The sequence below is a fragment of the Pseudomonas sp. LRF_L74 genome (assembly GCF_965644255.1).
GTDB lineage: Bacteria > Pseudomonadota > Gammaproteobacteria > Pseudomonadales > Pseudomonadaceae > Aquipseudomonas.
On sequence record NZ_CBFFRH010000008.1, the window covers coordinates 132,705 to 157,467 of the forward strand.

Consider the following 24,763-nt stretch of genomic DNA (forward strand, 5'->3'; position numbering starts at 1 on the left):
GCGGCCGCGAGAGCATGCGCGAACAGCCGCTTCCCGAGGTCAGCAAGGCCCTGGTCGAGGATGCGCCGCGCATTGTGCGCCTGACCATCTGGGCGCTGCTCGGCTTCGTCCTGTTCATGTTGCTATGGGCGGGCATCGCCCAGATCGACGAGGTGACGCGCGGGGAGGGCAAGGCCATCCCATCGTCGAAGGTGCAGAAGATCCAGAACCTGGAGGGCGGCATCGTTTCCGAGATGTTCGTCCATGAGGGCCAGATCGTGGAAGCGGGCGCCCCTCTGCTGCGCCTGGACCCGACACGTTTCCAGTCCAATGTCGGCGAAACCGAGGCGGACCGCCAGGCCATGGCCTTGCGTGTGGAGCGATTGAGTGCCGAGGTCGAAGGCCGCGATCTGAATATCCCGGATAGACTGCGCCAGTCGGCCTCCAGCCAGGCGGCCAACGAAGAGGAACTGTTCAGCAGCCGCCAGCAGCAACTCCACGATGAAGTCGCGGGGTTGGAAGCGCAGTTGGTGCAGAAACAGCAGGAACTGCGTGAGTTCCAGTCCAAGCAAGGGCAGTACGGCAGCAGCTTGCAACTGCTGCGCAAGGAAATCGCCATCTCTGAGCCATTGGTCGCCCAGGGCGCGATTTCCCAGGTGGAAGTCCTGCGCCTCAGGCGGGCCGAGGTGGAGAGCCAGGGGCAGTTGCAGGCGACCCAACTGGCCATCCCGCGGGCCGAGGCGGCGATCAGGGAAGTGCAGCAGAAAATCAGCGAGACCCGCTCGCGCTTTCGCAGTGAGGCATTGACCCAGCTCAACGAGGCGCGCACCGACCTGAACAAGGCCGAGGCCACGGGCAAGGCCCTGGAGGACCGGGTCAACCGGACCCTGGTCACCTCGCCGGTGCGCGGCATCATCAAGCAGTTGCTGGTCAATACCATCGGTGGCGTGATCCAGCCTGGCAGCGACCTGGTCGAGATCGTTCCCCTGGATGATTCATTGCTGGTGGAGGCGCGCATTCGCCCGCAGGATATCGCCTTCCTCCATCCCGGCCAGAAGGCCATCGTCAAGTTTACCGCCTACGACTACACCATCTATGGCGGACTCGATGCCGAGCTTGAGCAGATCGGCGCCGACACGGTCACCGACGACAAGGGCAACAGTTTCTACGTGATCAAGCTGCGCACCAACAAAAGCCACCTGGGCACGGACGAAAAACCGCTGTTGATCATTCCTGGCATGGTCGCCTCGGTGGACATCATCACCGGCAAGAAGAGCATTCTCAGCTACCTGCTCAAGCCGATCATCCGGGCCAAGGCCGAAGCCCTGCGCGAGCGCTGATCTCGCGCCAGGGCCGGCGCCATGAACAGGCGCTATGCTGTAGCGAGTCCAGCAACGGAGAACGTCATGCTGCGCATTGCCCTGAATGGATATGGCCGTATCGGTCGCGCCCTGCTGCGCGCCTTGTTCGAGCGTGGGCTGGAGAACCAGTTGCGCCTGGAAGCGATCAACGAGGTTGGCGACTTCGCCAGCATCGCCCACCTGACCCGTTTCGATACCACCTTTGGCCGCTTTCTCGGCCAGGTCGACCTGCACGACGATGTGATGCAGGTACGCGGTCAATCCATCCGCCTGTTCAACCAGCGCGATGCCAGCGCGCTGCCGTGGAAGAACCTGGCGGTAGACGTTGTGCTCGAATGCACGGGCAAGATGAAGAAACGTGCCCAGGTCGAACAGCATCTGCTGGCCGGCGCGCCACGGGTACTGTTGTCGCATCCCCTGGATACTGCCGACCTGACGGTGGTCTACGGCGTCAATCACAGCCTGCTCGGTAACCAGCAGGTCGTCTCCAATGCTTCTGCCACGACGCAGTGCCTGGCGCCCCTGGCTTCCGTGCTGCACACCGCGGTGGGCATTCGCCAGGGCATGCTGACCACCATGCATTCCTATACCAGCGAACAGAACCTGGTCGATGGTACTCACGCGGACCCATACCGCGCCCGCGCCGCGCCGCTGTCGATCATCCCGGCCAGGACCGCTACCGCCAAGGCCATCGCCAAGGTCCTGCCGGAGTTGAACGGGCGCCTGGACTGCATTGCGGTGCGGGTCCCGACCACCAATGTCTCGCTGCTCGACCTGACGTTCAACAGCGAATACCCGACCAGTCGCGCGGCGATCAACGACATTCTGCTCAAGGCATCACGGCAACTTCCATTGGGCGTCATGGAGTGCAACGACCTTCCGCTGGTCTCCAGTGACTTCAACGCTTATCCAGTGTCCTGCGTGGTCGACCTCAACCACACCCGGGTACAGGGCGACAACCTGGTCAAGGTGCTGGCCTGGTACGACAACGAATGGGCTTACGCCAACCGCATGCTCGATGTGCTGCTGGCCTGGTTCAAACCATAAACGCCGGGCTCAGTTGTTGCGCGCCCCACCGAAGTAGGCGCAGCCGCGCAGCACCTGGTCATCCAGGCGCAGCTCGGCGCTGAGGTGCTGCACGTCGCCGCTGCTGGCGTCCACACAATGCTGCGGGGCGAGCCACAGGTCGAGCTTGTGGCCGTTGGCCTCGCTGCTCAGGTTGTAGCTGCCGCCCGGCAGCGACTCTTCCAGATAGGGCAGGGCCAGCGGTTCCTGACCGGCGCGCTGCAGGACCAGCCCGGAGCCGGCGACCTTCACACTCCAGCGTGGCGCATCGCCACCCGCCTGGAGAATCAACTTGTCGAAGTTCGCCACGTTGCAGATCGGGCCGTCCTGCTGCAGGCGATAGACCTGGCCCGGCGTGAATTGCCCGTCGCTATCGGCCACCGAACCGGGGCCCAACTGACCGCTGAAGTCGACGAACAGGTTCTGCGCACCGTCGGCGAACAGGCTGTTGGCATCCACGGCCAGCTCATCGCTCTGGTGCACGTTTACGCTGAAACGGCGCTTCTCCTCGCAGGGTTGGAACAGCAACTGATCCCCCTGGCGGCTCAACTCGCCCTGCATACGCTGATCGACAGGGGGCGCACTGTCGCGACCTGTATACACCTGGCAACCAGCGAGCAGGGGCAGAAGAACAATCAGCAGGCGCATGCGGAACATGATGGTCGGGGCTCTCCGGAAGGGATGGCCACGTTACCCAGAGTCACCGCTGATCTCAAGAGCGGGCCGCCGTGGCACCGATGGCGGGGCGATACCCGCAAGGCCGGATGAAAGGCCGCAGGCCCTGGGTTATAGTCATGTTCTCCGTCATACCGCAGGGTCGAGTGTGTGAATGGAAAGACCTCCAGGTTCGGGCCTGTCTTTCGCTAAGCGTATCTATTTCCCCCGGGCCATCGGGCTTGGTGTCGGCTTCTTCTGCGTCGCCGCCGTGTTCTGGAACGAGCCGAAACCGTTATGGGCCTGGTTCCTGCTGGTCGCCAATGGTTTCGTCTGGCCGCACCTGGCATTTCAGTGGGCACGCTTGTCACGCCAGCCATACCGTGCCGAGTACCGCAATCTTCTGTGCGATTCGTTGTGCGGTGGCTTCTGGGTCGCGGCGATGCAGTTCAACGCACTGCCGAGCGTGACTATCCTGTCGATGATGGCGATGAACAATATCGCTGCCGGCGGTTTGCGCTTCTTCCTCGCTGGCAGCCTGAGCCAGGTGCTTGGCGCACTGCTGGGCATGCTGGTTTTCGGTGCCCATTTCAGCCCGCAAACGAGCCCGGCGGAGCTCTACACCTGCCTGCCCATGCTGGTGTTCTATCCCTTGGCGCTGGGCATGGTCAGCTATCGCCTGGCGATCAAGCTGGCCGAGCACAAGCAGGTGCTGCGGGCGGTAAGCCGCACCGACAGCCTTACCCATCTGTTCAACCATGGGCACTGGAAGGACCTGCTGCAGCGAGAGTTCGACCATTGCCGCCGCGACTCACGCAGTGCTTGCGTGGCGCTGATCGATATCGACCATTTCAAGGACATCAACGACCGCCTGGGGCATCTGGTCGGCGACAGCGTACTGCGCCTGCTCAGCGAGCACCTGCAAAGCAACCTGCGCGAAGGCGACCTGGCCGGGCGTTATGGTGGCGACGAGTTCTGCGTGATTCTGCCGCATACCTCGCTCGAACGTGCCGGCGAGATCATGGAGCGCATTCGCCGTAGTCTCGGACAGGTGCAGGCGCAGTCCTTGCCGGCCGTGCGCTTCACCCTGAGTATCGGCCTGGCCGGCTACGACCTGGAGCATTCCAGTGCCAGCCAATGGTTGCAGCTTGCCGACGAGGCGCTCTATCGGGCCAAGACGCAGGGGCGTGATCAGGTCGCCAGCGGCTGCTGACGCCGTTGCCACGCTGTGGCAGGCTTCGCGTTATCCGGCTGCCGCCTGCCCTGAATCACGAAGACAAAGAGCCTGGCGTGAACCGTCGATCAACCTCAATCTCCCTTTCTGCCAGGATGCAGTCATGACCAGCGATATAGAAACTGCGGGCGCCCCGGAGCCCTTTACTGCCGTCGAAGTCCGTGTATTGGGCAGCCTGATCGAAAAACAGGCGACGACCCCGGAAACCTATCCTCTGACCGTCAACGCCCTGGTGCTGGCCTGTAACCAGAAGACCAGCCGCGAGCCGCTGATGAATGTCACCGAAGGCCAGGTTGGACAAGCCTTGCGCAGTCTCGAAGGGCGCGGCCTGACCCACTTGGTGATGGGCGGCCGGGCCGATCGCTGGGAGCAGCGCGCGGAAAAGACGCTCGAACTGGTCAAGCCGCAGTTGGCTTTGATCGGCCTGCTGCTACTGCGCGGACCGCAGACCGCCAATGAACTACTTACGCGCAGTTCGCGCCTGTACACCTTCGACGAGGCGGCCGAGGTGCTTCATCAACTGGAGCGACTGGCCGCTCGCTCATTGGTCATCCAACTGCCGCGCCAGAGCGGCCAGCGTGAGGACCGCTACATGCATACCCTGGGCGACCCGGCCGATCTCGAGGCCCTGCTGGCCAGCCGCGGCCATGGCGACGCGGGTGGTGCGCGCAGCCAGGCCGACGATGCGCGCATCGCTGAACTCGAAGCACGCATCGCGGCGCTGGAAGAGCGTCTCGCCCGTATCGAAGCCGGCACTTGAGCCCTTGCCGGCTTCAACACGGGCTGTTTCAGGACGGCAAGCTCGCTTACAGTGTGTGTCCGTTACTACCGTGACCAGGTGTTTGAGGAAGTCCGATGTCGAAGAAAGCGTCCGATGAGTATGCAGGCCGTGCCGAGGGCGGGGCGGTGAGCTGGCAACTGGGGCAGATCGTCGAGCAACTGCGTGAGGCTCGTAATGAATGGCGCAGCAACAGTGGCCGCTCACGTGAGCTGGGCGGTCGTGAGTTGCCATCGCCGCAGGCGATCGCCGAGATTCTCGATGACCTGCGCAGCGCCTTGTTCCCCATGCGTCTCGGCCCTAGTGACCTACGCGAGGAAAGCGAGGATTTCTACGTCGGCCACACTCTGGATCGTGCGTTGAATCGCTTGCTCGGCCAGGTGCGTCTGGAAATCCGCCATACCGCCCGGCAACTGGGCAAGCCGGGCACCGATAGCGAGGATCAGGCGATTCGGATCGTCCGCGACTTCGCCGCCGCGCTGCCGACCATACGCCGTCTGCTCGACAGCGATGTGACCGCGGCCTACCAGGGCGACCCGGCGGCGCGCAGCGTCGACGAAGTGCTGCTGTGCTATCCGGGAATCCTGGCGGTCATCCACCATCGCCTGGCCCATCACCTCTATCGCGCCGGCCTGCCGCTCCTGGCGCGTATCAGTGCCGAACTGGCGCATTCCTCCACCGGCATCGACATACACCCGGGCGCGCAGATCGGCGAGAGCTTCTTCATCGACCACGGCACCGGGGTGGTCATCGGCGAGACCGCGATCATCGGCAATCGCGTGCGTATCTATCAGGCGGTGACCCTGGGCGCCAAGCGCTTCACCGCCGACGAGACCGGCCTGCTGCACAAAGGCGAACCGCGCCATCCGATCGTCGAGGACGACGTGGTGATCTATGCCGGTGCAACCATCCTCGGGCGTATCACCATCGGTGCGGGATCGACCATTGGTGGCAACGTCTGGCTGACCCGCAGCGTGCCCGCCGACAGCAGTATCAGCCAGGCGACCTCACGCAGTTCTGGCGATTGCATGGGTTGATGGTTGTTTCAGAGAGGCTTTGCCTGCCGGGGGCGTGGAAATTCCCGGCGACTCCGTTCGTTTGTCCCGGATGCGTGATTTTTTTCGCGTAATGCGACTGTCACATGGAATCTTCAGGCTGCCTGCATGGTCTCTGTTTCAGTCTGAATCGTCACATGCAAGGAGAATCAACCGATGGATGACTATGTCGAAGAGCTGCTCGAATACCGTGCGATCGAGCAGGATCATGTCGAACCGGCCGAAGATGCGACCGAACTCTAGTTCGGCGCCTGCCGGCGCTGCTGGCGGCGAAATTCCCCTGGCGTCGATCCGCTCCACCGCTTGAAGGCCCGCTGGAACGCCTCGGCCGAGGCGAACCCCAGCAGGTAAGCCATCTCGCCGAATGCCAGTTCGGTATCCCTGATATAAGCCATTGCCAGGTCCCGACGGGTTTCGTTGAGGATCGCACGGTACTGCGTGCCTTCCTCCGCCAACCGGCGCCTTAGTGTCCAGGCCGGCATTTGCAGGCGTGTGGCGATGTCCTCCAGATCCGGTTCGCGACCGTGTAGCAGCGGGCCCAGCAGTTGGGTGATGCGCTCGCGCAGGCTGCGGGTGCGCGTACGCAGCTCCAGTTCCCGTTCGCACAGCCCCAGCAACTGCTGCCAGGTGCTGGGGCAGTGTTCGCGCACGGGCAGGGCGAGCGTGGCGTGGTCGAGGCGTAGTTGATTGCACGCGGCGGAAAACTCCACCGTGCAAGCGAAGCTCTGTTCATGGCGGCTGGCATGTGCCGGCGCGGGGTATTCGATCTGAACCTTGAGCGGCGCGAATCGTTCGCCGCTCACCTGGCGCAGATAGTGATGCCAGCCCGCGAGTACGGAGTCGACGACGAAACGGTTGTAGGCGTTGTATGGGCTGATCGAATAGAAGCGCAGCCAGGCACCGTCACGGTCTTCATGAAAGCTGGACTGGCCGCGATAGTTCTGCGCGTAGAGCGGCTCGAAACGCGTCAGTGCGCGTGCCGCCTCACGCAGGTTGGGCGCTTGCGCCGCAGTGACGCCAGCCAGCCCGAGGTGGGCGAGGCGGCCATGCCGAGCCATTTCCAGCCCCAGGGCCGGGTCGCCACTGAGCTGGATGGCGGCGTGGCCAAGGCGCATGAAGCGAGGAATGGAAAGGCGGCCCTGGGCTTCGCCCAGGCGCTGTTCGTCCAGGCCGAATTGAGCGAGCAACGCAGTGGCGTCCTGGCCACCGCTGGCCAGCGCCGCTGCCAGTCCATGGACGAAACCGACGGACAAATCTCCGAGCCGTACGCGTGGCCGGCTCATCCTTCGCCGAGCCAGCGATTGTGCAGATAGGTGGCCGGCGCGCCCTTGGCCTGGCGTGCCGTGGGCGCGGTCAGTTCCAGGCGCAGGCCGCCGGCTTCAACGGCCCACAATTGGCCACGCAACAGGGTGGCGCCGCTGGCGGCTCGTTCGAGACTGGTGAGTTGCAGGGTACTGATCGGGCCGCTGCGCAGGACTGTCAGATGCGCGTCACCGAGCTGTTCCTCCTGCACCGCCTGAGCATCGCTGGCGGCCGGCCAGGGCTGGCTGTAGGCCGGCTGCAGCGGCATGCCGTCGGCGTCGAAGGTCAGGCTGAAATTGTACAGATTGCCGTAGCCGGTCTTCAGGCGCGGGCCCTCCATGCGTGGTTCCGGCAGCAGGATGCTGCCGGCGTGCAGGGTGATGCGGTAGTCGCGGGCCAGTTCGCCGAACAACCGCAGGTAGTCATCGGCGGCCTGCTGGGCCTTCATGCGCAGCAGCAGTTCGGGCAGTGACAAGCCCTTGTCGGCGAGCAGCCAGGTACGGGTCAGCGCCACAGGGTTGTTGAGGCTGAACAGATGGCGCGCTTCATCGAACGAGCGGGCACTGTAAAGCTGGGGTTTCTCGCCTCCAAGCATCAGCCAGGTGCCGATCTGGTCAGGCAGGGCGACGACGGTCCTGGGGGTCAACAGGCCGGTCTCGCGGGCCTTGTCCAACGCGGCCGCGAGTTTCAGGCGCAGGCGTTCGGGGCTCTGATAGTCGGCCGGATAGAGGGCCGGGTCGAGGCTGAGCAGGTTGGCCTGGCCGTTCGCAGTGCCGTGATCGCTGTCGATGGCACTACTCAGGTCCGAGAGGAAGTGGCTGGTGGACGTCTCGCGTATCCATACGGCATAGGCGCCACTCACACAGAGAAGCAGGGCGATGAGTGGGATGATCAGCAGTTTTCGCATGGTTCCGAGGTGTTCCGGGTTTGCGCACAGGGTAGGGAAGTCGACCGGCAAAGCCAAGTTCCGCTGCTCGATTGGATCAGTAACTTGTCAATTTCGATCATTGAGCGAGCTCGGGTCTCTCACTATCGTGCATTCAATAACCGACCGCGCTCCATAGAGACCGCGGCATTCCGTGAAATATGCAGCCTGTTCTGGAGACTATCCATGAGCGTTCCCTATCCGCACCTGCTCGCCCCGCTGGAGCTGGGCTTCACCACCTTGCGCAACCGCACCCTGATGGGCTCCATGCATACCGGGCTGGAAGAGAAACCCGGTGGTTTCGAGCGCATGGCGGCCTACTTTGCCGAGCGGGCTCGCGGTGGTGTCGGCCTGATGGTCACCGGCGGTATCGGTCCGAACGAGGAAGGCGGGGTGTATGCCGGCGCGGTCAAGCTGACCAGCGCCGAAGAGGCCGACAAGCACCGCATCGTCACCCGGGCGGTGCATGAGGCGGGCGGCAAGATCTGCATGCAGATTCTTCACGCCGGTCGCTACGCCTACAGCCCCAAGTCGGTGGCGCCCAGCGCGATCCAGGCGCCGATCAACCCGTTCAAGCCCAGGGAACTGGACGAGGAGGGCATCGAGAAGCAGATCCAGGACTTCGTCACCTGCTCCACGCTGGCGCAGCAGGCCGAGTACGACGGCGTCGAGATCATGGGCTCCGAAGGCTACTTCATCAACCAGTTCCTGGCGGCCCACAGCAACCATCGCACTGACCGCTGGGGCGGCAGCTACGAGAACCGCATGCGCCTGCCGCTGGAGATCGTGCGCCGCGTGCGTGCGGCGGTGGGACCGAACTTCATCATCATCTATCGCCTGTCGATGCTCGATCTGGTCGAGGGCGGCAGCACTTGGGAAGAGATCGTCGCCCTGGCCAAGGCCATCGAAGCCGCCGGCGCGACCCTGATCAACACCGGTATCGGCTGGCATGAGGCGCGCATCCCGACCATCGCCACCAAGGTGCCGCGCGCGGCGTTCACCAAGGTCACCGCCAAGCTGCGCGGCGAGGTGAACATTCCGCTGATCACCACCAACCGCATCAACACCCCGGAAGTCGCCGAGCAGGTACTGGCCGAGGGCGATGCCGACATGGTTTCCATGGCGCGTCCGTTCCTCGCCGACCCGGATTTCGTCAACAAGGCGGCGGCCGGGCGGGGCGACGAGATCAACACCTGCATCGGCTGCAACCAGGCCTGCCTGGATCACACCTTCGGCGGCAAGCTGACCACCTGCCTGGTCAACCCGCGGGCGTGCCATGAGACCGAGCTGAACTATACCAAGGCGGCACAGGCGAAGAAGATCGCCGTGGTCGGCGCCGGCCCTGCCGGCCTGGCGGCTGCCAGCGTGGCCGCAGAGCGCGGCCACGGGGTGACCCTGTTCGAGGCGGCGCCGGAGATCGGCGGCCAGTTCAACGTGGCCAAGCGGGTGCCGGGCAAGGAGGAGTTCCACGAGACGCTGCGTTACTTCGCCAACAAATTAAAAAGCACCGGTGTGGACCTGCGCCTGAACACGCGGGTGAGTGTCGACGACCTGGTCGCGGGCGGCTTCGACGAAATCCTCCTGGCCACCGGCATCGTGCCGCGCACGCCGGCGATTGCGGGTATCGACCACGCCAAGGTGATCACCTACCTGGACGCCATCCTGCAACGCAAGCCGGTGGGCCAGAAGGTGGCGGTGATCGGTGCCGGCGGCATCGGCTTCGACGTTGCCGAGTTCATCACCCATGCCGGTCCCTCTACCAGCCTGGATCGCGAGGCGTTCTGGAAGGAGTGGGGCATCGACACGGACCTGCAAGCGCGCGGCGGAATCGCCGGAATCAAGGCCGAGGTGCACCCGGCGGCGCGCCAGGTATTCCTGCTGCAGCGCAAGACCAGCAAGGTCGGCGACGGCCTGGGCAAGACCACTGGCTGGATCCATCGCGCGGGCCTGAAGAACAAGCAGGTGCAGATGCTCAATGCCGTCGAGTACCTCAAGGTGGATGACGACGGCCTGCACATTCGCGTCGCCGATGGCGAGCCGCAGGTGCTGGCGGTGGACACGGTGATCGTCTGCGCCGGCCAGGACCCGCTGCGTGAATTGCAGGACGGGTTGCTGGCCGCGGGGCAGAACGTGCACCTGATCGGCGGTGCCGACGTGGCTGCCGAGCTGGATGCCAAACGTGCGATCAATCAGGGATCGCGGTTGGCTGCGCAGATTTGATGGTGATGCCTCGGGCGGGCCGCTTGGAGGCAGGAGCGGACGTACACGCGATTGCCTTTCTTGCACGGTGTGTTTAGCCGTCATTCCCGCGAAGGCGGGAACCCAGAAGCGCTTTTTTATTTGGATTCCCGCCTTCGCGGGAATGACGATTGAGTGAGGACCGAGTCGAACGCAATTGCCTCTAAGCCGTCATTCAGAGTGAAACCTCTATAGCCCTACGAGGCCCTCCGCTTTTTCGTCCGGCGTTCGGCCCTCAGCGTCTCTAACGGGCGTCTACTACCAAGGAAGTAGGCCATCCATGCCATGGGCCCATACCGTCTGGCGCGGAGCGTTGACTAAGATCGGTGCATGACCTGCTCCGCGTCCGGGAGCGGGCCCGGACCAACAAGAGAGGCCTCGCACATGATCTACGCAAACCCAGGCTCTGCCGGCGCCATCGTCACGTTCAAGCCGCGCTACGGCAACTACATCGGCGGCGAGTTCGTCGCACCGGTCAAGGGTGAATACTTCACCAACACCTCGCCGGTCACCGGCGAAGTGATCGCCGAATTCCCCCGTTCCGGCGCTGAGGACATCGAGAAAGCCCTGGACGCCGCCCACGCCGCCGCCGATGCCTGGGGCAAGACCTCGGTGCAGGACCGCGCGTTGGTGCTGCTGAAGATCGCCGACCGCATCGAAGCCAACCTCGAACTGCTCGCTGTCACCGAAACCTGGGACAACGGCAAGGCCGTGCGCGAGACCCTGAATGCCGACGTGCCGCTGGCCGCCGACCATTTCCGCTACTTCGCCGGCTGCATCCGCGCCCAGGAAGGCAGCGCCGCCGAGATCAACGAACACACCGCCGCCTACCACTTCCACGAGCCACTGGGCGTGGTCGGGCAGGTCATCCCGTGGAACTTCCCGCTGCTGATGGCCGCCTGGAAACTCGCTCCGGCCCTGGCCGCTGGCAACGCCATCGTGCTCAAGCCAGCCGAGCAGACGCCGCTGTCGATCACAGTGCTGATGGAAATCATCGGCGACCTGCTGCCGCCAGGCGTGCTCAACGTCGTCCAGGGCTTCGGCCGCGAGGCCGGCGAGGCGCTGGCGACCAGCACGCGCATCGCCAAGATCGCCTTCACCGGCTCGACCCCGATCGGCTCGCACATCATGAAGTGCGCCGCCGCCAACATCATCCCGAGCACCGTGGAGCTGGGCGGCAAGTCGCCGAACATCTTCTTCGAAGACATCATGCAGGCCGAGCCGCAGTTCATCGAAAAGGCCGCCGAAGGCCTGGTCCTGGCGTTCTTCAACCAGGGCGAAGTGTGCACTTGCCCGTCGCGCGCGGTGGTGCAGGAGTCGATCTACGAATCCTTCCTCGAAGTGGTGATGAAGAAGATCAAGGCGATCAAGCGCGGCAACCCGCTGGACACCGAGACCATGGTCGGTGCCCAGGCCTCGCAGCAGCAGTTCGACAAGATCCTCTCGTACATGGACATTGCCCAGCAGGAAGGCGCGCAGATCCTCACTGGCGGCGGCGTCGAGAAGCTGGAAGGCGACCTGGCCACCGGTTACTACGTGCAGCCGACCCTGATCAAGGGCAACAACAAGATGCGCGTGTTCCAGGAAGAAATCTTCGGCCCGGTGGTCGGCATCACCACCTTCAAGGACGAAGCCGAGGCCCTGGCCATCGCCAACGACACCGAGTTCGGCCTGGGCGCCGGCGTGTGGACCCGCGACATCAACCGCGCCTACCGCATGGGCCGCGGGATCAAGGCCGGGCGCGTATGGACCAACTGCTACCACCTGTACCCGGCGCACGCCGCGTTCGGTGGCTACAAGAAATCCGGCGTCGGCCGCGAAACCCACAAGATGATGCTCGACCACTACCAGCAGACCAAGAACCTACTGGTCAGCTACGACATCAATCCGCTGGGTTTCTTCTGATTCAAAGCATTTGGCCGGTCTTCTGTGGGAGGCTGGCCATCCGATAGACATCTTTATCGGTGCACCTTCAGCAGGTGTGATTCGTCAGGTTCGGCGAGTGATATCGAAACGCGGCTTTGGCCGCGTTTTTTTATCGGGGCAGGGCAGGTATCGCGTACAGAAATTGATGAGGGTTGTGGTCAGGAAGTGACGGTCGCTGCATCATCGTGCATTGCACAGATGAGGCTTCAGGATGGCGCTCGAATTAAGGCAAGCCCGTGTTACCGATCTTCCATCCATCTACCGGGGCGAACAGGACTATATCCGGTGCTGGGAGCCAGATCATGAGGGGTCATGGCGCTTGCAACTGGAGCGGCACCTTACCCGCTGGACCGAGAATTTCGAGCGGCTGACGGTCGCTGTCGTTGATGGCCAGTTCGCCGGATATGCGTTGTGGACAGCGCAGCAGTCCTGCGCGGAGCTTTGTACGATCAATGTCACTCAGGGTTTCAGGCGCAAAGGCGTTGGCCGCGCTTTGCTCGATGCATATATGACCAGCGCACGACGCCAGGGCTTCAACCATCTGAGCTTGAGCGTACGTGCTGATAATCCGGCAAGATTCCTCTATGAAGAAGCCGGTTTCTTCCGCAACGGAGTCGATGCCCATGGGTATCTTCGATACGCGCGTCAATGTTGATCGCACTCCATCGGTGAGCTTTGCCTGCGATGGCGCGTCCATGCGCCGCCTGGAACACTTAGAACGTGTACTTCGCGGTCAGTGTCAGGTCGCGCGGCGTACCGTAGGTATCGCCGCCATAGAGCACTGAGTTGGAGATGGACGAGTAGTACTTGCGATCGAAGATGTTATTGGCGTTGAGCTGCAGGTCCAGGTTCTGATTCACCCGGTAGCCAGCCATCAGGTCGGCAATCGCGTAGGCACCTTGCTTGAGCCTGTAATTACTACCATCGAGCAGCTCGATATCGTTGTACATGCGACTTTGCCAGTAGACGCTGCCACCGACGCGCAGTTTTTCCAGTGGGCCCTGGAAGCGGTAAGAGGTAGACAGCTTGAACATGTGTTCCGGCGTGTCGGTATCGAAACGCTGGTTCTCGTTCTGCGGGTTCGCGTCATCCTTGATGGTGTGCGCACGTGCATAGGTATAGCCGGCGCCGATCTGCCAGTTCTCGGTCAGCGCACCTTGCAGTTCCATATCGATACCTTGGCTACGTACCTCTCCCGAGGCCTCGTAGCAAGATGTCTGCGGGCAATTCGCCACGGTTACCTCGACTGCGCGGTTTTCCTGATCGACGCGGAACAGCGCAAGACTCGCATTCAGCGCGCCATCGAAGTACTCGCCCTTGATACCGATCTCGTAGTTCTTGCCGACGATAGGTTTGACCGGGGTGCCGGTGACGTCCTTGGAACTCTGTGGCGTAAAGATATCGCTGTAGCTGAGGTAGACCGAATGATGATCGTCCAGGTCGTAAATCAGGCCGGAATAGCGGGTGACATTGCGAGTGACTTTGTAGTCGCCGTCACCATCGCGGTTATCGTAGTCATACCAGTCGAGACGCCCGCCCAGTATCAGCTTCAGCGGGTCAGCAAGATTCAGGCGCGTGGTCAGGTAGATGCCATCCTGGGTGGTCACTTCGCGGCTGTTGCCGGTATGAATGAAGTTCGGTTTACCCGCATTGAGTGGCCAGTTGGTGTCATACGGGGAATAGTCATGGCTCGTCATGTCATAAATGCGCTCACTGGCACCCACCACCAGTTCATGCGTGCGCCCAAAGGCATCGAAGGGCCCGCTGGCGAAGGCGTCCAGGCCGGCCTGGTTTTCGTCATGGGTCGACTGGTAGACCGTCCGCGCCAGGCTGGCATCGGTAGCCCAGCGTGACTGGTAGGAGCCTGAGAACAGCGCGTTCTGTTCGGAGTAACTGGCGTTGATCTGAAGTTTCCAGTCGTTGGCCAGGCCTTGGCGGACCTCGGCGAATACGGTGTTGATTTCCTGTTTCTTGTCTTCCCAATCGGTGCCGGGGTTGTAAGAGCGAGGCAAGTCAAGGTGATGACCGTCCAGGCCTACCATCGACGAGCCCCAGAAGTAGTTGGTCCTGTCCTTCTGATGCGAAAACCCGATGCTCAGGCTCGTGTCTTCGCTCAGGTCCGCCTCGGTGATCGCATAGAACAGGCCGTGATCTTCTTCCACGTCATCGATGAAGCTGTTTGCATCGTCGTAGGACGCCACCACTCGACCGCGCAAGGTGCCGCTTTCATTGAGCGGGCTGGAGGCGTCGATCTCGCCACGGTAGTTGTCCCAACGACCCACCGAACCAGTCAGAGTGACTTTCTGCTCCGCCAGCGGACGTTTGCGAACCAGGTTGATTGCCGCCGAAGGATTGCCCGCGCCTGTCACGAGGCCCGTGGCCCCTCGTACCACTTCGACGCGATCGAACATGGCCAGGTTGGGTTGGGCGCCAACCACCCAGCCGGTGTAGCCGCTGGGAATACCGTCGTACATGAGGTTGTCGATATCGAAGCCACGAGATGAATACGCCTGTCGGCCGGGGCCGTTGGAGTAGTCGAGGAACAGCCCGGGCGTGGATCTGACCACATCATTGATGCTGGTCATGGCCTCGTCGTCCATGCGTTGGCGGGTGATGACAGTGGTGGCTTGCGGTGTCTCGCGCATTGTCAGCGGCAGCTTGGTTGCGGTTGCCATGTCGCCGGTGGTGTAGGAACTGGTGCCTTCGGTGACACTGCTCATCTGGCTGTTGATGATTTCGGTTGCGCCTAACTCGATGGTCGCAGGCTGAGAGTTGTCCGGGTCGCTGGCATTGTCATCGGCCAGGGCCGTGGCTGGAGCCAAAGTCGCCATGCAGATGGCCATCGCCAGAAGATTGCGTGAGGGGTTGCAGTAACGCAGTGGAATTAGGTGCGACATACGAGAGCTCCCGACTGACTGATATAAATATTGCTTATGAGAATTATTAACAAATAGTCTGTCAGGATTTTTCGTAACAAAAAAGATCAGCGTGGAAAAAATGATGAGCTGCGCGCGCCTGAGCCTGTTTGCCTGCCTGATATGCCAAGAGTTCTTGCCTGGTGATCCTGCTCAGTGCGCTGCATGACGCACCTGTCGCAATCCACCGGTGACCTGTCCCACCTCTGCAACACTTGCCTTCGCCACAACCTACCGCGCTGATACCTGGCAGGTTCACGAATCCCCTCTACTACGCGCCTTGCCGACCTGAAACGCAGCGCTGGCACAGCGGTTGCTCCATGCCTTTGGACTGCGGCGCGATGCCGTGGCCCTAATAAGAATCGGAGAATCGACGATGAACCAGACTGGCCTGATGCGGCGTCACGGTGGGCGGATGCCGCCAGTGATCGCCTCGATGAAAACCCTGTTCGCCGCCGTTGCCCTTGGCGTCGCCTGCTCGTCGATGGCCCAGGCCGCCGCCGTGGATGGCAAGCGCATCGCCAACGCCGACAGCGAACCGGGCAACTGGATGACCACCGGGCGTACCTACGACGAGCAGCGCTACAGCCCGCTGAAGAAGATCGATGACAAGAACGTCGGCGGCCTGGGCCTGGCCTGGAGCTACAAGCTCGACATCGACCGCGGCGTCGAGGCCACGCCGATCATCGTCGACGGCGTGATGTACACCACCGGGCCGTTCTCCATCGTCTACGCCCTGGATGCGCGCAACGGCAAGCTGCTGTGGAAGTACGACCCGCAGTCGGACCGCTCGCGCGCCGGCGAGGCCTGTTGCGATGCGGTCAACCGTGGCGTGGCGGTGTGGAACGGCAAGGTCTACGTCGGCGTGCTCGACGGTCGCCTGGAGGCCATCGATGCCAAGACCGGCAAGCGCGTCTGGTCGGTCGATACCCGCACCGATCCGTCGCGCAGCATCACCATCACCGGCGCGCCGCGTATCGTCAAAGGCAAGGTGATCATCGGCAACGGCGGTGCCGAGTTCGGTGTGCGCGGCTACATCACCGCCTATGACGCCGAGACCGGCAAGCAGGACTGGCGCTTCTTCACCGTGCCCGGCGACCCCAAGGAAATGCCCAAGGGCAAGGGCATGGAGATTGCCGCCAAGACCTGGTTCGGCGACAACTATGTCAAGCAGGGCGGTGGCGGCACGGTGTGGGACTCGATGTCCTACGACCACGAGCTGAACCTGCTGTACATCGGCGTCGGCAACGGCTCGTCGTGGAACCCGCGGATTCGCAGCGAAGGCAAGGGCGACAACCTGTTCCTGTCGTCCATCGTCGCCATCAATCCGGACAACGGCGAGTACGTCTGGCACTACCAGACCACCCCCGGCGACGCCTGGGACTACACCGCCACCCAGCACATCATGCTGGTCGACCTCGAGCTGGAAGGTAAAAAGCGCAAGGTGCTGATGCAGGCGCCGAAGAACGGCTTCTTCTACGTCATCGACCGCGCCACCGGCGAGCTGCTGTCGGCGAAGAACATCATCCCGATCAACTGGGCCACAGGCGTGGACCTGAAGACCGGCCGGCCGATCCGCGACGAGAAAGTGGCGGAATACTGGAAAGACCCGGAGAAAAAGGCACGGATCATCCAGCCGGCGTTCTGGGGCGCCCACGACTGGCAGCCGATGTCCTACAACCCGAGTACCGGCCTGGTCTACATCCCGGCGCACATCATGTCGGCCTACTACCAGGACGTCGATGGCGCGCCGCCGCGCTCCACGTTCAAGAGCATCTACCAGCTCGACGTCAATACCGGAATGATGCCTGAGGACCCGGAGGGCCTGCGCAAGATCGCCGACACCTGGACCGGCAAGCTGATCGCCTGGGACCCGGTCAAGCAGAAGGCGGCCTGGGAAGTGCCATACAGCACCATCTTCAACGGCGGCACCCTGAGTACCGCCGGCAACCTGGTGTTCGAAGGCACCGCCGACGGCCGCGTGGTGGCCTATGCCGCCGACAACGGCAAGAAACTGTGGGAGTCGCCAGCCAATACCGGGGTGATGGCCGCGCCGGTGACCTATGAGGTGGATGGCGAGCAGTACGTGACCTTCATGGCCGGCTGGGGCGGGGCGTTTTCCACCTTCGCCGGGGCGCTGTCGTTGCGCGCCGGGGTCAAGCCCAATGCCCAGGTACTGACCTACAAGCTCGGCGGCACCGCCAAGCTGCCGGACCTCAAGTACAGGTTCGCCGAGCGCAAGCCCGAGCCGCCGAAGCTGACCGGCACCACGGCGCAGATCGACCAGGGCCGCGAACTGTTCAACTCAAGCTGCTCGCAATGCCATGGCATCAACGCCATCAGCGGCGGCGTGGTGCCGGACCTGCGCACCATGAGCAAGGAAAACCACGAGCGCTTCCTCGGCATCATCTACGGCGGGCGCATTCCTGACGGCATGCCGTCGTTCCAGGGCCATCTCGACCTGCAACAGGCCGAGGCGGTGCACCAGTACCTGATCAAGCGCGCCTACGACCTGCAGGAGCAGCAGGGCGAAGCCAAGAAAACCGCGAGCAATTGACCTTTCGGCGCCCGCTGTTAGGGCGCCTCATTTTAAGAACCTATTCAGGGTCTCGCGAGCTAGAGATAAACGGGGGCGAAAACGCCTGAGGCAGCGGAGTTTACGTGCTGTAAATGAGCATGCCGAAGGTGTTTTCAACGCCGTTTAGCCGACGCGCAGCAGATCGTGAACAGGTTCTTGGACAGGAGAGACAGGATGAGCGACATAATCACCTACCAGAACTACATCGACAGCGCCTTCAGCGGCAGCGACGAGCTGATCGAGGTGCTCAACCCGGCCAACGCCGAACTGCTCGCACGCATTCCCAGCGCGGGCGCCGAGCAGGTCGAGCGCGCCATCGCCGCGGCGCGCAAGGCACAGAAGGGCTGGGCCGCCAGGCCGGCCATCGAGCGCGCCGGTTACCTGCGCAAGATCGCCAGCAAGGTGCGCGACAACGCCGAGCGTCTGGCGAAGATCATCACCCGCGAGCAAGGCAAGGTGCCGGGTCTGGCGCTGGTGGAAGTCAATTTCACCGCCGATTACCTCGACTACATGGCCGAGTGGGCGCGCCGCCTGGAAGGCGAGGTGCTGACCAGCGACCGCGCCAACGAACACATTTTTCTGCTGCGCAAGCCCTTGGGCGTGGTGGCTGGCATCCTGCCGTGGAACTTCCCGTTCTTCCTCATCGCGCGCAAGATGGCGCCGGCGCTGCTGACCGGCAACACCATCGTGATCAAGCCCAGCGAAGAGACGCCGATCAACTGCTTCGAGTTCGCCAAGCTGGTGGCCGAGACCGACCTGCCCAAGGGCGTGTTCAACGTGGTCGGCGGCACCGGCGCCAAGGCCGGCCAGGCGCTGACCAGCAGTGCCGGGGTGGACCTGATCAGCTTCACCGGCAGCGTCGGCACCGGCTCGCGGATCATGGCCGCCGCCGCGCCGCACATCACCAAGCTGAACCTGGAATTGGGCGGCAAGGCGCCGGCCATCGTGTTGGCCGATGCCGACCTGGAACTGGCGGTGAATGCGATCAAGGCCTCGCGGGTGATCAACACCGGGCAGGTGTGCAACTGCGCCGAGCGCGTCTATGTCGAGCGCAAGGTCGCCGAGCAGTTCATCGACAAGATCGCCAGCGCCATGGCGACCACGCGTTACGGCGACCCCTCGGTCGAGGCCGATCTGGACATGGGCCCGCTGATCAACCAGGCCGGCCTCGACAAGGTCGCACAGATGGTCAAGACCGCTATCGGCAACGGCGCACAGCTGGTCACCGGCGGCGCGGTGGCGGACAAGGGCAAGGGCTTCCATTACCAGCCGACCGTGCTGGCCGGCTGCAAGGCGGACATGGAGATCATGCGCAAGGAGATCTTCGGCCCGGTGCTGCCGATCCAGATCGTCGACAGCCTCGACGAGGCCATCGCCCTGGCCAACGACAGCGAGTACGGTCTGACTTCGTCGATCTACACCCGCAACCTCAGCTCTGCACTCAAGGCCAGTCGCGAGCTGGATTTCGGCGAGACCTACATCAACCGCGAGAACTTCGAGGCGATGCAGGGCTTCCATGCCGGCACCCGCAAGTCGGGCATCGGTGGCGCCGACGGCAAGCACGGCCTGTACGAATACACCCGTACCCAGGTGGTATACGTGCAGGAACAAAGCTGAAGGCCGGGATGGGCCAGGGGCTGTCGACTCGGCGCGGTCGTGACGAAACGTCAACAGACCCTGGAGACGAAGCGGGCACCGACTCTAGTCCGGGCCGTGTGCCCGGTACTCGGAAGGGGTGACGCCAAGCTCGCGGCGGAACATCTCGCTGAAACTGGCGGGCTGGTAGCCCAGTTCATGGGCGATACGGTTGACGGCGCGGCCCTCGATCAAGGCCGCCGCCGCTATCGCCAGTTGTACCTGGCGGCGCCATTCGGCGAAGCCCATGCCCAGTTCGCGTTGCAGCAGGCGCGCCAGGGTGCGCACGCTGGCCCCGGTGCCTTGCGCATGTTGGTCGAAGGAGGTTGCCAGGCTCGGGTTGGCCATCACCGCCTGGCACAGTTGCAGCAGACGCCGGTCGTTGCCGTCCGGTAGCGGCACGCGCAGCCGTGAACGGCGGGCGCGGCGTAGCTCCAGCACGCCCAGCTCGACCAGGGCACGGTAGTAGGGGGCTTCCTGCTGGCGCTCCTGTTCGACCAGGGCGAGGATCAGTTCGCGCAGCAATGGCCTGACCTCGAACACCTGGACATCGGTCTTCAGCGATTGCGCCAGTTCCGGGCTCAGATAAATGTTACGCATCTCCAGCTCGGAGACCACGCGAATGCCGTGGGCAACGCCGGGCGGCAGCCAGACTCCGCGCTGTGGCGGCACGACCAGGGCCTCGTGCGGGGTTTCCACCCACATGATCCCGGACATCGCATACAGCAGTTGCCCCCACTCATGCTGGTGCGGCTCGATGAACAGGCCACGCGGGTAGCTGCGGGCCAGGGCGCGCAGGGGCAGGGCGCTGGCGTTCAGGTCGGGTGGCGTCGCACGGGCCATGCAAGGCAGTCGGTTGGCTGGGGAAAGCCGATGGTAGCGGTGCCGCCGGCAGGTGAAAAGGCAAGGTGCATGCAGGCTCCGGTCGCGGTGTACAATGCGCGCCGTTTCGACCGCGACCCGCGTATTACCCGTTGCCCATCACGAAGGAGCATCGGCGCCATTCCGCCAGGCCACGAACCTGGCGGGTCCGACCACAGGTGAAGTCCGTTCATGACCCGCGAAGCACTGCACACCGGCACCCTCAACCGGGGCCTGAAGAATCGCCACATCCAGCTCATCGCCCTCGGTGGCGCCATCGGCACCGGCCTGTTCCTCGGCTCGGCCGGGGTGATCCAGAGCGCCGGCCCGTCGATGATCCTCGGCTATGCCATCGGCGGTTTCATCGCCTTCCTGATCATGCGCCAGCTCGGTGAGATGATCGTCGAGGAGCCGGTCGCCGGTTCCTTCAGCCATTTCGCCCATGGCTACTGGGGACGTTTCGCCGGCTTCTTCTCCGGCTGGAACTACTGGGTGCTGTACGTCCTGGTGGGCATGGCCGAGCTGACCGCGGTCGGCAAGTACGTGCAGTACTGGTGGCCGGAAATCCCCACCTGGGCCACGGCGGCGGCGTTTTTCGTATTGATCAATCTGATCAACCTGGCCAACGTCAAGGCGTTCGGCGAGGCCGAGTTCTGGTTCGCCATCATCAAGGTGACGGCGGTGATCGGCATGATCATCCTCGGCCTCTATCTGCTCCTCAGCGGTACGGGTGGCAGCCAGGCATCGGTCAGCAACCTGTGGAGCCATGGCGGTTTCTTCCCCCATGGCGTGCAGGGGCTGGTGATGATGATGGCGATCATCATGTTTTCCTTCGGCGGCCTCGAATTGGTGGGCATCACCGCCGCCGAGGCGAGCGAACCGAGGACGGTGATCCCCAAGGCCATCAACCAGGTGGTCTGGCGCATCCTGATCTTCTACGTCGGCGCCCTGAGCATCCTGCTTTCGCTGTACCCGTGGGATGAGCTGGTGAGCAGCCTGAATGCCGCAGGCGATCCCTATGGCAGCAGCCCGTTCGTGAAGATTTTCGCGCTGATCGGCAGTGATACCGCGGCCCATATCCTCAACTTCGTGGTGCTGACGGCGGCGCTGTCGGTCTACAACAGCGGTGTGTATTGCAACAGCCGCATGCTCTACGGCCTGGCCGAGCAGGGCGATGCACCGAGGGCGCTGCTCAAGGTCGACCGGCGTGGCGTGCCGGTACTGGCCATAGGCGTATCGGCGCTGGTCACGGCGTTGTGCGTGCTGGTCAACTACGTGTTGCCCAAGGATGCGCTGGAGTTGCTGATGTCCCTGGTGGTCGCCGCGCTGGTGATCAACTGGGCGATGATCAGCCTGATCCACCTGCGTTTTCGCAAGGCCATGCGGGGCAAGGGGATCGAGCCTGGCTTCAAGGCGTTCTGGTACCCGTTCAGCAACTACCTGTGCCTGGCGTTCGTCGCGTTCATCCTGGTGGTCATGGCGATGATCGACGGCATTCGTGCCTCGGTGTATGCGATTCCGCTGTGGATGCTGCTGCTCTGGGTCTGCTACCGACTGCGCCTGTCGGCGACCGCGAAAGCCTGAATCAGGTCTGGAAGCGCAGGACGGCACTCTGCATGTTCTGCGCCACCTGTTCCAGGCTCTGCGCCGACGCCGCCAACTGATTCACCGCACGGCTGTTGTGCTGGGCCATCTGGGCGATCTGCTCGACGCGCTGGGCGACCTCGTTGCTGGCCTTGCTCTGTTCGCCGATGGTGTGGGAAATCTCCTCGACCACCTGGGCCGCACGTTGCGCGCCGCCGCGAATCTCGCTGATCGACTCGCCGGCCTCACGGGCCAGGCCGACCCCGTCGCTGACCCGTTGCACGCCGGTCTGCATGCTGTCGACGGCCTGGCTGGTGCTGGCGCGAATGCGCTCGATCATGGCGGTGATTTCCTGGGTCGATTGCGCTGTGCGTGCCGCCAGCCCGCGTACTTCGTCGGCGACCACGGCGAAGCCACGGCCTGCTTCGCCGGCCCTGGCCGCTTCGATGGCCGCGTTGAGGGCGAGCAGGTTGGTCTGTTCGGCGATGCTTTTGATCACTTGGATGATCGAGTGGATTTCCTCGGATGAATGGCCCAGTTCGGTGATGGTCGTCGAGGACTGGTTGACCGCGTCGGCAATGCGATTCATGCCGTCGACCACGCTGAGAATGACCTGGCCACCGCTGCCGGCCAGTTGCTCGGATTGCGCCGAAATGCCTTGGGCATCGCAGGCGTGGCTGGCTATCTGGGCGATGTTCTGGATCATCTGCTCCATGGCCGCGGCCATGTTGGAGGCGCTGTCGGCTTGTTCGTTGGAGTCTTGCAGGATGCCTTGGGAGGTCGCGTTCAGGTCTTGCACGGTGTGTTGCAGCAACTCGCCCTGCTGGCGAATGCTATCGATCATCTGCTGCAGATTGCCCTGCATGTCGGCCAACGCCCCGAGCAACTGGCCGGCTTCGTCGTTGCCATGCGCCTGGATGGCGGTTCGCAGGTTGCCCGCGGCGATTGCCTGTGCGGTCTTCACCGAGTGCTCCAGTGGGCGCAGCACGCTGCGCATCAGGTGCCAGGTGATCAAGCCCAGCAGCACGCATACCAGCAGGATGCCGATCACCAGCAGCCATGCGGCCAGGCTCACCGATGCCTGGCTGGCGCTGCGCACCTGGGCGGCATGGTTTTCGATCAGGCCGCTAAGGGCTTCGTTCCTTTCTTCCAGCTCGGCAAAGCTCTTCTGGAACGCTGCCATTTCCGCGCGTGCCGCCTGGCTGTCGCTCAAGGCCAGTTCGGCCACCCGCGTGGCCTGGTCGATATAGGTGGCCAGGGCCGGCTGGGATTGTGTGATGGCCTGATGGATTTCAGTCGCCAGGGGCAGCTTGGCATTGGCATCCATGGCCCGCTGGAACCATGCCGCATGATCATGCAGGTCGCTGCGTATCTGATCGGTCGCCGCCTTGTCCCCGGGCTGTGCCGCGAAGGCGGCAAGCACGTCGGCGCGCAGGGCGTCATGCATCATGTCGCCTTCCAGATGGTTGCGCAGGGCGGTGACGCTCAGTTCGTTCTCCGCAAGGGCGCCCGCCAGCCGGGTCTGCCCCCAGAAACCGACCGCGCCCAATGCCGCGGCGGCCACCACGCTGAGCAGACCACTGGCGATCATCTTCTGGCGAATGTTCATGGTGGCGACCTGCACGCGACGGGAGAGTTGGCTCTAAGCATAGGGTCTGTTGGCGTTTTGTCGCGACAACGCAGCTTGCGCCGAAACGTCAACAGACCCTAACAGCCTGTCGACATTCGCTGCGGGCGCCGTGGCGGCAGTTGGAGCATGCTCAAGCATTTAGCGCCAGGCGGGCGTGTGCTCGAACCTGTATCGCGGGTTATGCATCGATCGGTTGTGGTCAGTTACCCGCTGCCAGCACTCCGATGGCCCGTGCCTTTTGCGCGGGATCGGCAATGGCGCGGATGGCCTGGGCCTGGTGCAACAGATTGTCGCGCTGGGTGTCGTCCAGGTCGGCGAGTGCCTGGCAGGCACGGATGTCGTTGCCGGCCAGGGTCAGCACCAGCATTTCCTGCTTGAAGTGATGCGGCTCGGCCAGCGGCGAGGCGGTGACGCTGGCTATTTCGCGACTGGCCTTGGTGCCTTGGCCGGCCAGGGCGAGGGCCAGGGCATGGTTGCTGCGCACGTCGAGGTTGCCCGGCTCTTTCTGCATGGCCAGTTCGTAGGATTGCAGTGCCTGGTTGAACTGGCCGTTGAGCACCTGGGCCGTGCCAAGGCGGTTGTAGGCGACCCGGTCTTTCAACACCGGTGCGGCCATGGCCAACAAGCGTTCGGCGCGCTGGACCTGACCGAGGCGCAGTTCCGCCGAGCCGAGGCCGAGCAGTGCCTGGGGATCGTTCTCGCGTTTGCTCAGTGCCTTGCGAAACGCCTTGGCTGCGCCTTGGCTGTCGCCTGCGCCAAGCCTGGCGTTGCCCAGGGCAATCAAGACCTCGGGCGATGCCTCGCTGGCGTTGGCGGCACGTTCGTACAGCGCGGCGGCCGAAACGGGGTCGCCACCTTGCTGGACCTGGGCCGCGAGGGTCATCAAGCGCTGCTGGTCCTGCTCCAGAGGCGCTTTCGACGCGCAACCGAACAAACACAGGCAGAGCAATCCGAGGCAAGGGCTGGGGCGAGGCAAGGTCGATCTCCCGTGATCATGAACGCCCGATTGGGCCAGACCCAGATGACACTTCGGTTACAGCCAC

Annotated in this window: 18 protein-coding genes; 11 read left to right on the forward strand and 7 right to left on the reverse strand. The window is 63.3% G+C overall.

What is annotated here, in order from left to right:
• Positions 1 to 14: 14 nt before the first annotated feature.
• Both ACSZPK_RS20320 and ACSZPK_RS20325 read left to right on the forward strand, forming a co-directional pair.
• Positions 15 to 1,319 carry an HlyD family type I secretion periplasmic adaptor subunit gene (locus ACSZPK_RS20320; protein WP_437883455.1) on the forward strand — a complete coding sequence of 435 codons (1,305 nt, stop codon included), beginning with the start codon at positions 15 to 17 and terminating at the stop codon, positions 1,317 to 1,319.
• A 66-nt stretch (positions 1,320 to 1,385) separates the two neighbouring features.
• On the forward strand, positions 1,386 to 2,387 hold the full coding sequence (locus ACSZPK_RS20325) for a type I glyceraldehyde-3-phosphate dehydrogenase (RefSeq protein ID WP_437883341.1): 1,002 nt from the start codon (positions 1,386 to 1,388) through the stop codon (positions 2,385 to 2,387).
• 9 nt (positions 2,388 to 2,396) lie between these two features.
• Here the strand turns inward: ACSZPK_RS20325 and ACSZPK_RS20330 are convergent, their stop codons facing one another.
• Positions 2,397 to 3,053, reverse strand: a complete 657-nt coding sequence (locus ACSZPK_RS20330) for a COG3650 family protein (RefSeq protein ID WP_437883342.1) — start codon at positions 3,051 to 3,053, stop codon at positions 2,397 to 2,399.
• Between the two features lie 181 nt (positions 3,054 to 3,234).
• Between ACSZPK_RS20330 and ACSZPK_RS20335 the strand changes: the two genes are divergently transcribed.
• The 3 genes from ACSZPK_RS20335 to epsC all read left to right on the forward strand — a co-directional run bounded on the left by ACSZPK_RS20335 (position 3,235) and on the right by epsC (position 6,108).
• Positions 3,235 to 4,272 (forward strand): diguanylate cyclase, encoded by a 1,038-nt coding sequence (locus ACSZPK_RS20335; RefSeq protein WP_437883343.1) that lies wholly within the window; start codon positions 3,235 to 3,237, stop codon positions 4,270 to 4,272.
• Between the two features lie 124 nt (positions 4,273 to 4,396).
• A complete protein-coding gene (locus ACSZPK_RS20340) occupies positions 4,397 to 5,053 on the forward strand; it encodes a YceH family protein (RefSeq protein ID WP_437883344.1) in 657 nt (218 codons plus the stop codon).
• A 95-nt stretch (positions 5,054 to 5,148) separates the two neighbouring features.
• Complete coding sequence (gene epsC, locus ACSZPK_RS20345) at positions 5,149 to 6,108, forward strand: serine O-acetyltransferase EpsC (protein ID WP_437883345.1); 960 nt, start codon at positions 5,149 to 5,151, stop codon at positions 6,106 to 6,108.
• 257 nt (positions 6,109 to 6,365) lie between these two features.
• Here the strand turns inward: epsC and ACSZPK_RS20350 are convergent, their stop codons facing one another.
• The gene (locus ACSZPK_RS20350; RefSeq protein ID WP_437883346.1) at positions 6,366 to 7,409 is read right to left on the reverse strand and encodes an AraC family transcriptional regulator; all 1,044 of its coding nucleotides are present in this window, start codon (positions 7,407 to 7,409) and stop codon (positions 6,366 to 6,368) included.
• Complete coding sequence (locus ACSZPK_RS20355) at positions 7,406 to 8,335, reverse strand: hydrolase (protein WP_437883347.1); 930 nt, start codon at positions 8,333 to 8,335, stop codon at positions 7,406 to 7,408. The genes ACSZPK_RS20350 and ACSZPK_RS20355 overlap by 4 nt, the downstream gene beginning before the upstream one ends.
• Positions 8,336 to 8,539: 204 nt before the next feature.
• On the opposite strand from ACSZPK_RS20355, the gene ACSZPK_RS20360 reads away from it, so the two are divergent.
• The 3 genes from ACSZPK_RS20360 (at position 8,540) to ACSZPK_RS20370 (ending at position 13,172) form a co-directional block, all read left to right on the forward strand.
• Positions 8,540 to 10,573 (forward strand): FAD-dependent oxidoreductase, encoded by a 2,034-nt coding sequence (locus ACSZPK_RS20360; RefSeq protein WP_437883348.1) that lies wholly within the window; start codon positions 8,540 to 8,542, stop codon positions 10,571 to 10,573.
• A 402-nt stretch (positions 10,574 to 10,975) separates the two neighbouring features.
• Positions 10,976 to 12,496, forward strand: coding sequence for an acetaldehyde dehydrogenase ExaC (gene exaC / locus ACSZPK_RS20365; RefSeq protein ID WP_437883349.1), 1,521 nt, complete (start codon positions 10,976 to 10,978; stop codon positions 12,494 to 12,496).
• 232 nt (positions 12,497 to 12,728) lie between these two features.
• Complete coding sequence (locus ACSZPK_RS20370) at positions 12,729 to 13,172, forward strand: N-acetyltransferase family protein (protein WP_437883350.1); 444 nt, start codon at positions 12,729 to 12,731, stop codon at positions 13,170 to 13,172.
• Positions 13,173 to 13,230: 58 nt separating this feature from the next.
• Here ACSZPK_RS20370 and ACSZPK_RS20375 read toward each other — a convergent pair whose 3' ends face one another.
• A complete protein-coding gene (locus tag ACSZPK_RS20375) occupies positions 13,231 to 15,360 on the reverse strand; it encodes a TonB-dependent siderophore receptor (protein WP_437883456.1) in 2,130 nt (709 codons plus the stop codon).
• A 448-nt stretch (positions 15,361 to 15,808) separates the two neighbouring features.
• Between ACSZPK_RS20375 and ACSZPK_RS20380 the strand changes: the two genes are divergently transcribed.
• Both ACSZPK_RS20380 and aldA read left to right on the forward strand, forming a co-directional pair.
• Positions 15,809 to 17,989: a PQQ-dependent dehydrogenase, methanol/ethanol family gene (locus ACSZPK_RS20380; RefSeq protein WP_437883351.1), complete on the forward strand. Its 2,181-nt coding sequence runs from the start codon at positions 15,809 to 15,811 to the stop codon at positions 17,987 to 17,989.
• 195 nt (positions 17,990 to 18,184) lie between these two features.
• Positions 18,185 to 19,627 carry an aldehyde dehydrogenase gene (gene aldA / locus ACSZPK_RS20385; protein WP_437883352.1) on the forward strand — a complete coding sequence of 481 codons (1,443 nt, stop codon included), beginning with the start codon at positions 18,185 to 18,187 and terminating at the stop codon, positions 19,625 to 19,627.
• Positions 19,628 to 19,711: 84 nt separating this feature from the next.
• Here the strand turns inward: aldA and ACSZPK_RS20390 are convergent, their stop codons facing one another.
• Complete coding sequence (locus ACSZPK_RS20390) at positions 19,712 to 20,488, reverse strand: AraC family transcriptional regulator (RefSeq protein WP_437883353.1); 777 nt, start codon at positions 20,486 to 20,488, stop codon at positions 19,712 to 19,714.
• Between the two features lie 210 nt (positions 20,489 to 20,698).
• Between ACSZPK_RS20390 and ACSZPK_RS20395 the strand changes: the two genes are divergently transcribed.
• A complete protein-coding gene (locus tag ACSZPK_RS20395; protein WP_437883354.1) occupies positions 20,699 to 22,090 on the forward strand; it encodes an amino acid permease in 1,392 nt (463 codons plus the stop codon).
• 1 nt (position 22,091) lies between these two features.
• Here ACSZPK_RS20395 and ACSZPK_RS20400 read toward each other — a convergent pair whose 3' ends face one another.
• A complete protein-coding gene (locus ACSZPK_RS20400) occupies positions 22,092 to 23,699 on the reverse strand; it encodes a methyl-accepting chemotaxis protein (RefSeq protein ID WP_437883355.1) in 1,608 nt (535 codons plus the stop codon).
• Positions 23,700 to 23,919: 220 nt separating this feature from the next.
• The gene (locus ACSZPK_RS20405) at positions 23,920 to 24,696 is read right to left on the reverse strand and encodes a tetratricopeptide repeat protein (protein WP_437883356.1); all 777 of its coding nucleotides are present in this window, start codon (positions 24,694 to 24,696) and stop codon (positions 23,920 to 23,922) included.
• Between the last annotated feature and the right edge of the window lie 67 nt (positions 24,697 to 24,763).

Bases quoted from the DNA above. Each gene is read 5' to 3' on its own strand.
- ACSZPK_RS20320 (WP_437883455.1), top strand. From the start codon at position 15: ATGCGCGAACAGCCGCTTCCCGAGGTCAGCAAGGCCCTGGTCGAGGAT.
- ACSZPK_RS20325 (WP_437883341.1), top strand. From the start codon at position 1,386: ATGCTGCGCATTGCCCTGAATGGATATGGCCGTATCGGTCGCGCCCTG.
- ACSZPK_RS20330 (WP_437883342.1), bottom strand. From the start codon at position 3,053: ATGCGCCTGCTGATTGTTCTTCTGCCCCTGCTCGCTGGTTGCCAGGTG.
- ACSZPK_RS20335 (WP_437883343.1), top strand. From the start codon at position 3,235: ATGGAAAGACCTCCAGGTTCGGGCCTGTCTTTCGCTAAGCGTATCTAT.
- ACSZPK_RS20340 (WP_437883344.1), top strand. From the start codon at position 4,397: ATGACCAGCGATATAGAAACTGCGGGCGCCCCGGAGCCCTTTACTGCC.
- epsC (WP_437883345.1), top strand. From the start codon at position 5,149: ATGTCGAAGAAAGCGTCCGATGAGTATGCAGGCCGTGCCGAGGGCGGG.
- ACSZPK_RS20350 (WP_437883346.1), bottom strand. From the start codon at position 7,409: ATGAGCCGGCCACGCGTACGGCTCGGAGATTTGTCCGTCGGTTTCGTC.
- ACSZPK_RS20355 (WP_437883347.1), bottom strand. From the start codon at position 8,335: ATGCGAAAACTGCTGATCATCCCACTCATCGCCCTGCTTCTCTGTGTG.
- ACSZPK_RS20360 (WP_437883348.1), top strand. From the start codon at position 8,540: ATGAGCGTTCCCTATCCGCACCTGCTCGCCCCGCTGGAGCTGGGCTTC.
- exaC (WP_437883349.1), top strand. From the start codon at position 10,976: ATGATCTACGCAAACCCAGGCTCTGCCGGCGCCATCGTCACGTTCAAG.
- ACSZPK_RS20370 (WP_437883350.1), top strand. From the start codon at position 12,729: ATGGCGCTCGAATTAAGGCAAGCCCGTGTTACCGATCTTCCATCCATC.
- ACSZPK_RS20375 (WP_437883456.1), bottom strand. From the start codon at position 15,360: ATGGCCATCTGCATGGCGACTTTGGCTCCAGCCACGGCCCTGGCCGAT.
- ACSZPK_RS20380 (WP_437883351.1), top strand. From the start codon at position 15,809: ATGAACCAGACTGGCCTGATGCGGCGTCACGGTGGGCGGATGCCGCCA.
- aldA (WP_437883352.1), top strand. From the start codon at position 18,185: ATGAGCGACATAATCACCTACCAGAACTACATCGACAGCGCCTTCAGC.
- ACSZPK_RS20390 (WP_437883353.1), bottom strand. From the start codon at position 20,488: ATGGCCCGTGCGACGCCACCCGACCTGAACGCCAGCGCCCTGCCCCTG.
- ACSZPK_RS20395 (WP_437883354.1), top strand. From the start codon at position 20,699: ATGACCCGCGAAGCACTGCACACCGGCACCCTCAACCGGGGCCTGAAG.
- ACSZPK_RS20400 (WP_437883355.1), bottom strand. From the start codon at position 23,699: ATGAACATTCGCCAGAAGATGATCGCCAGTGGTCTGCTCAGCGTGGTG.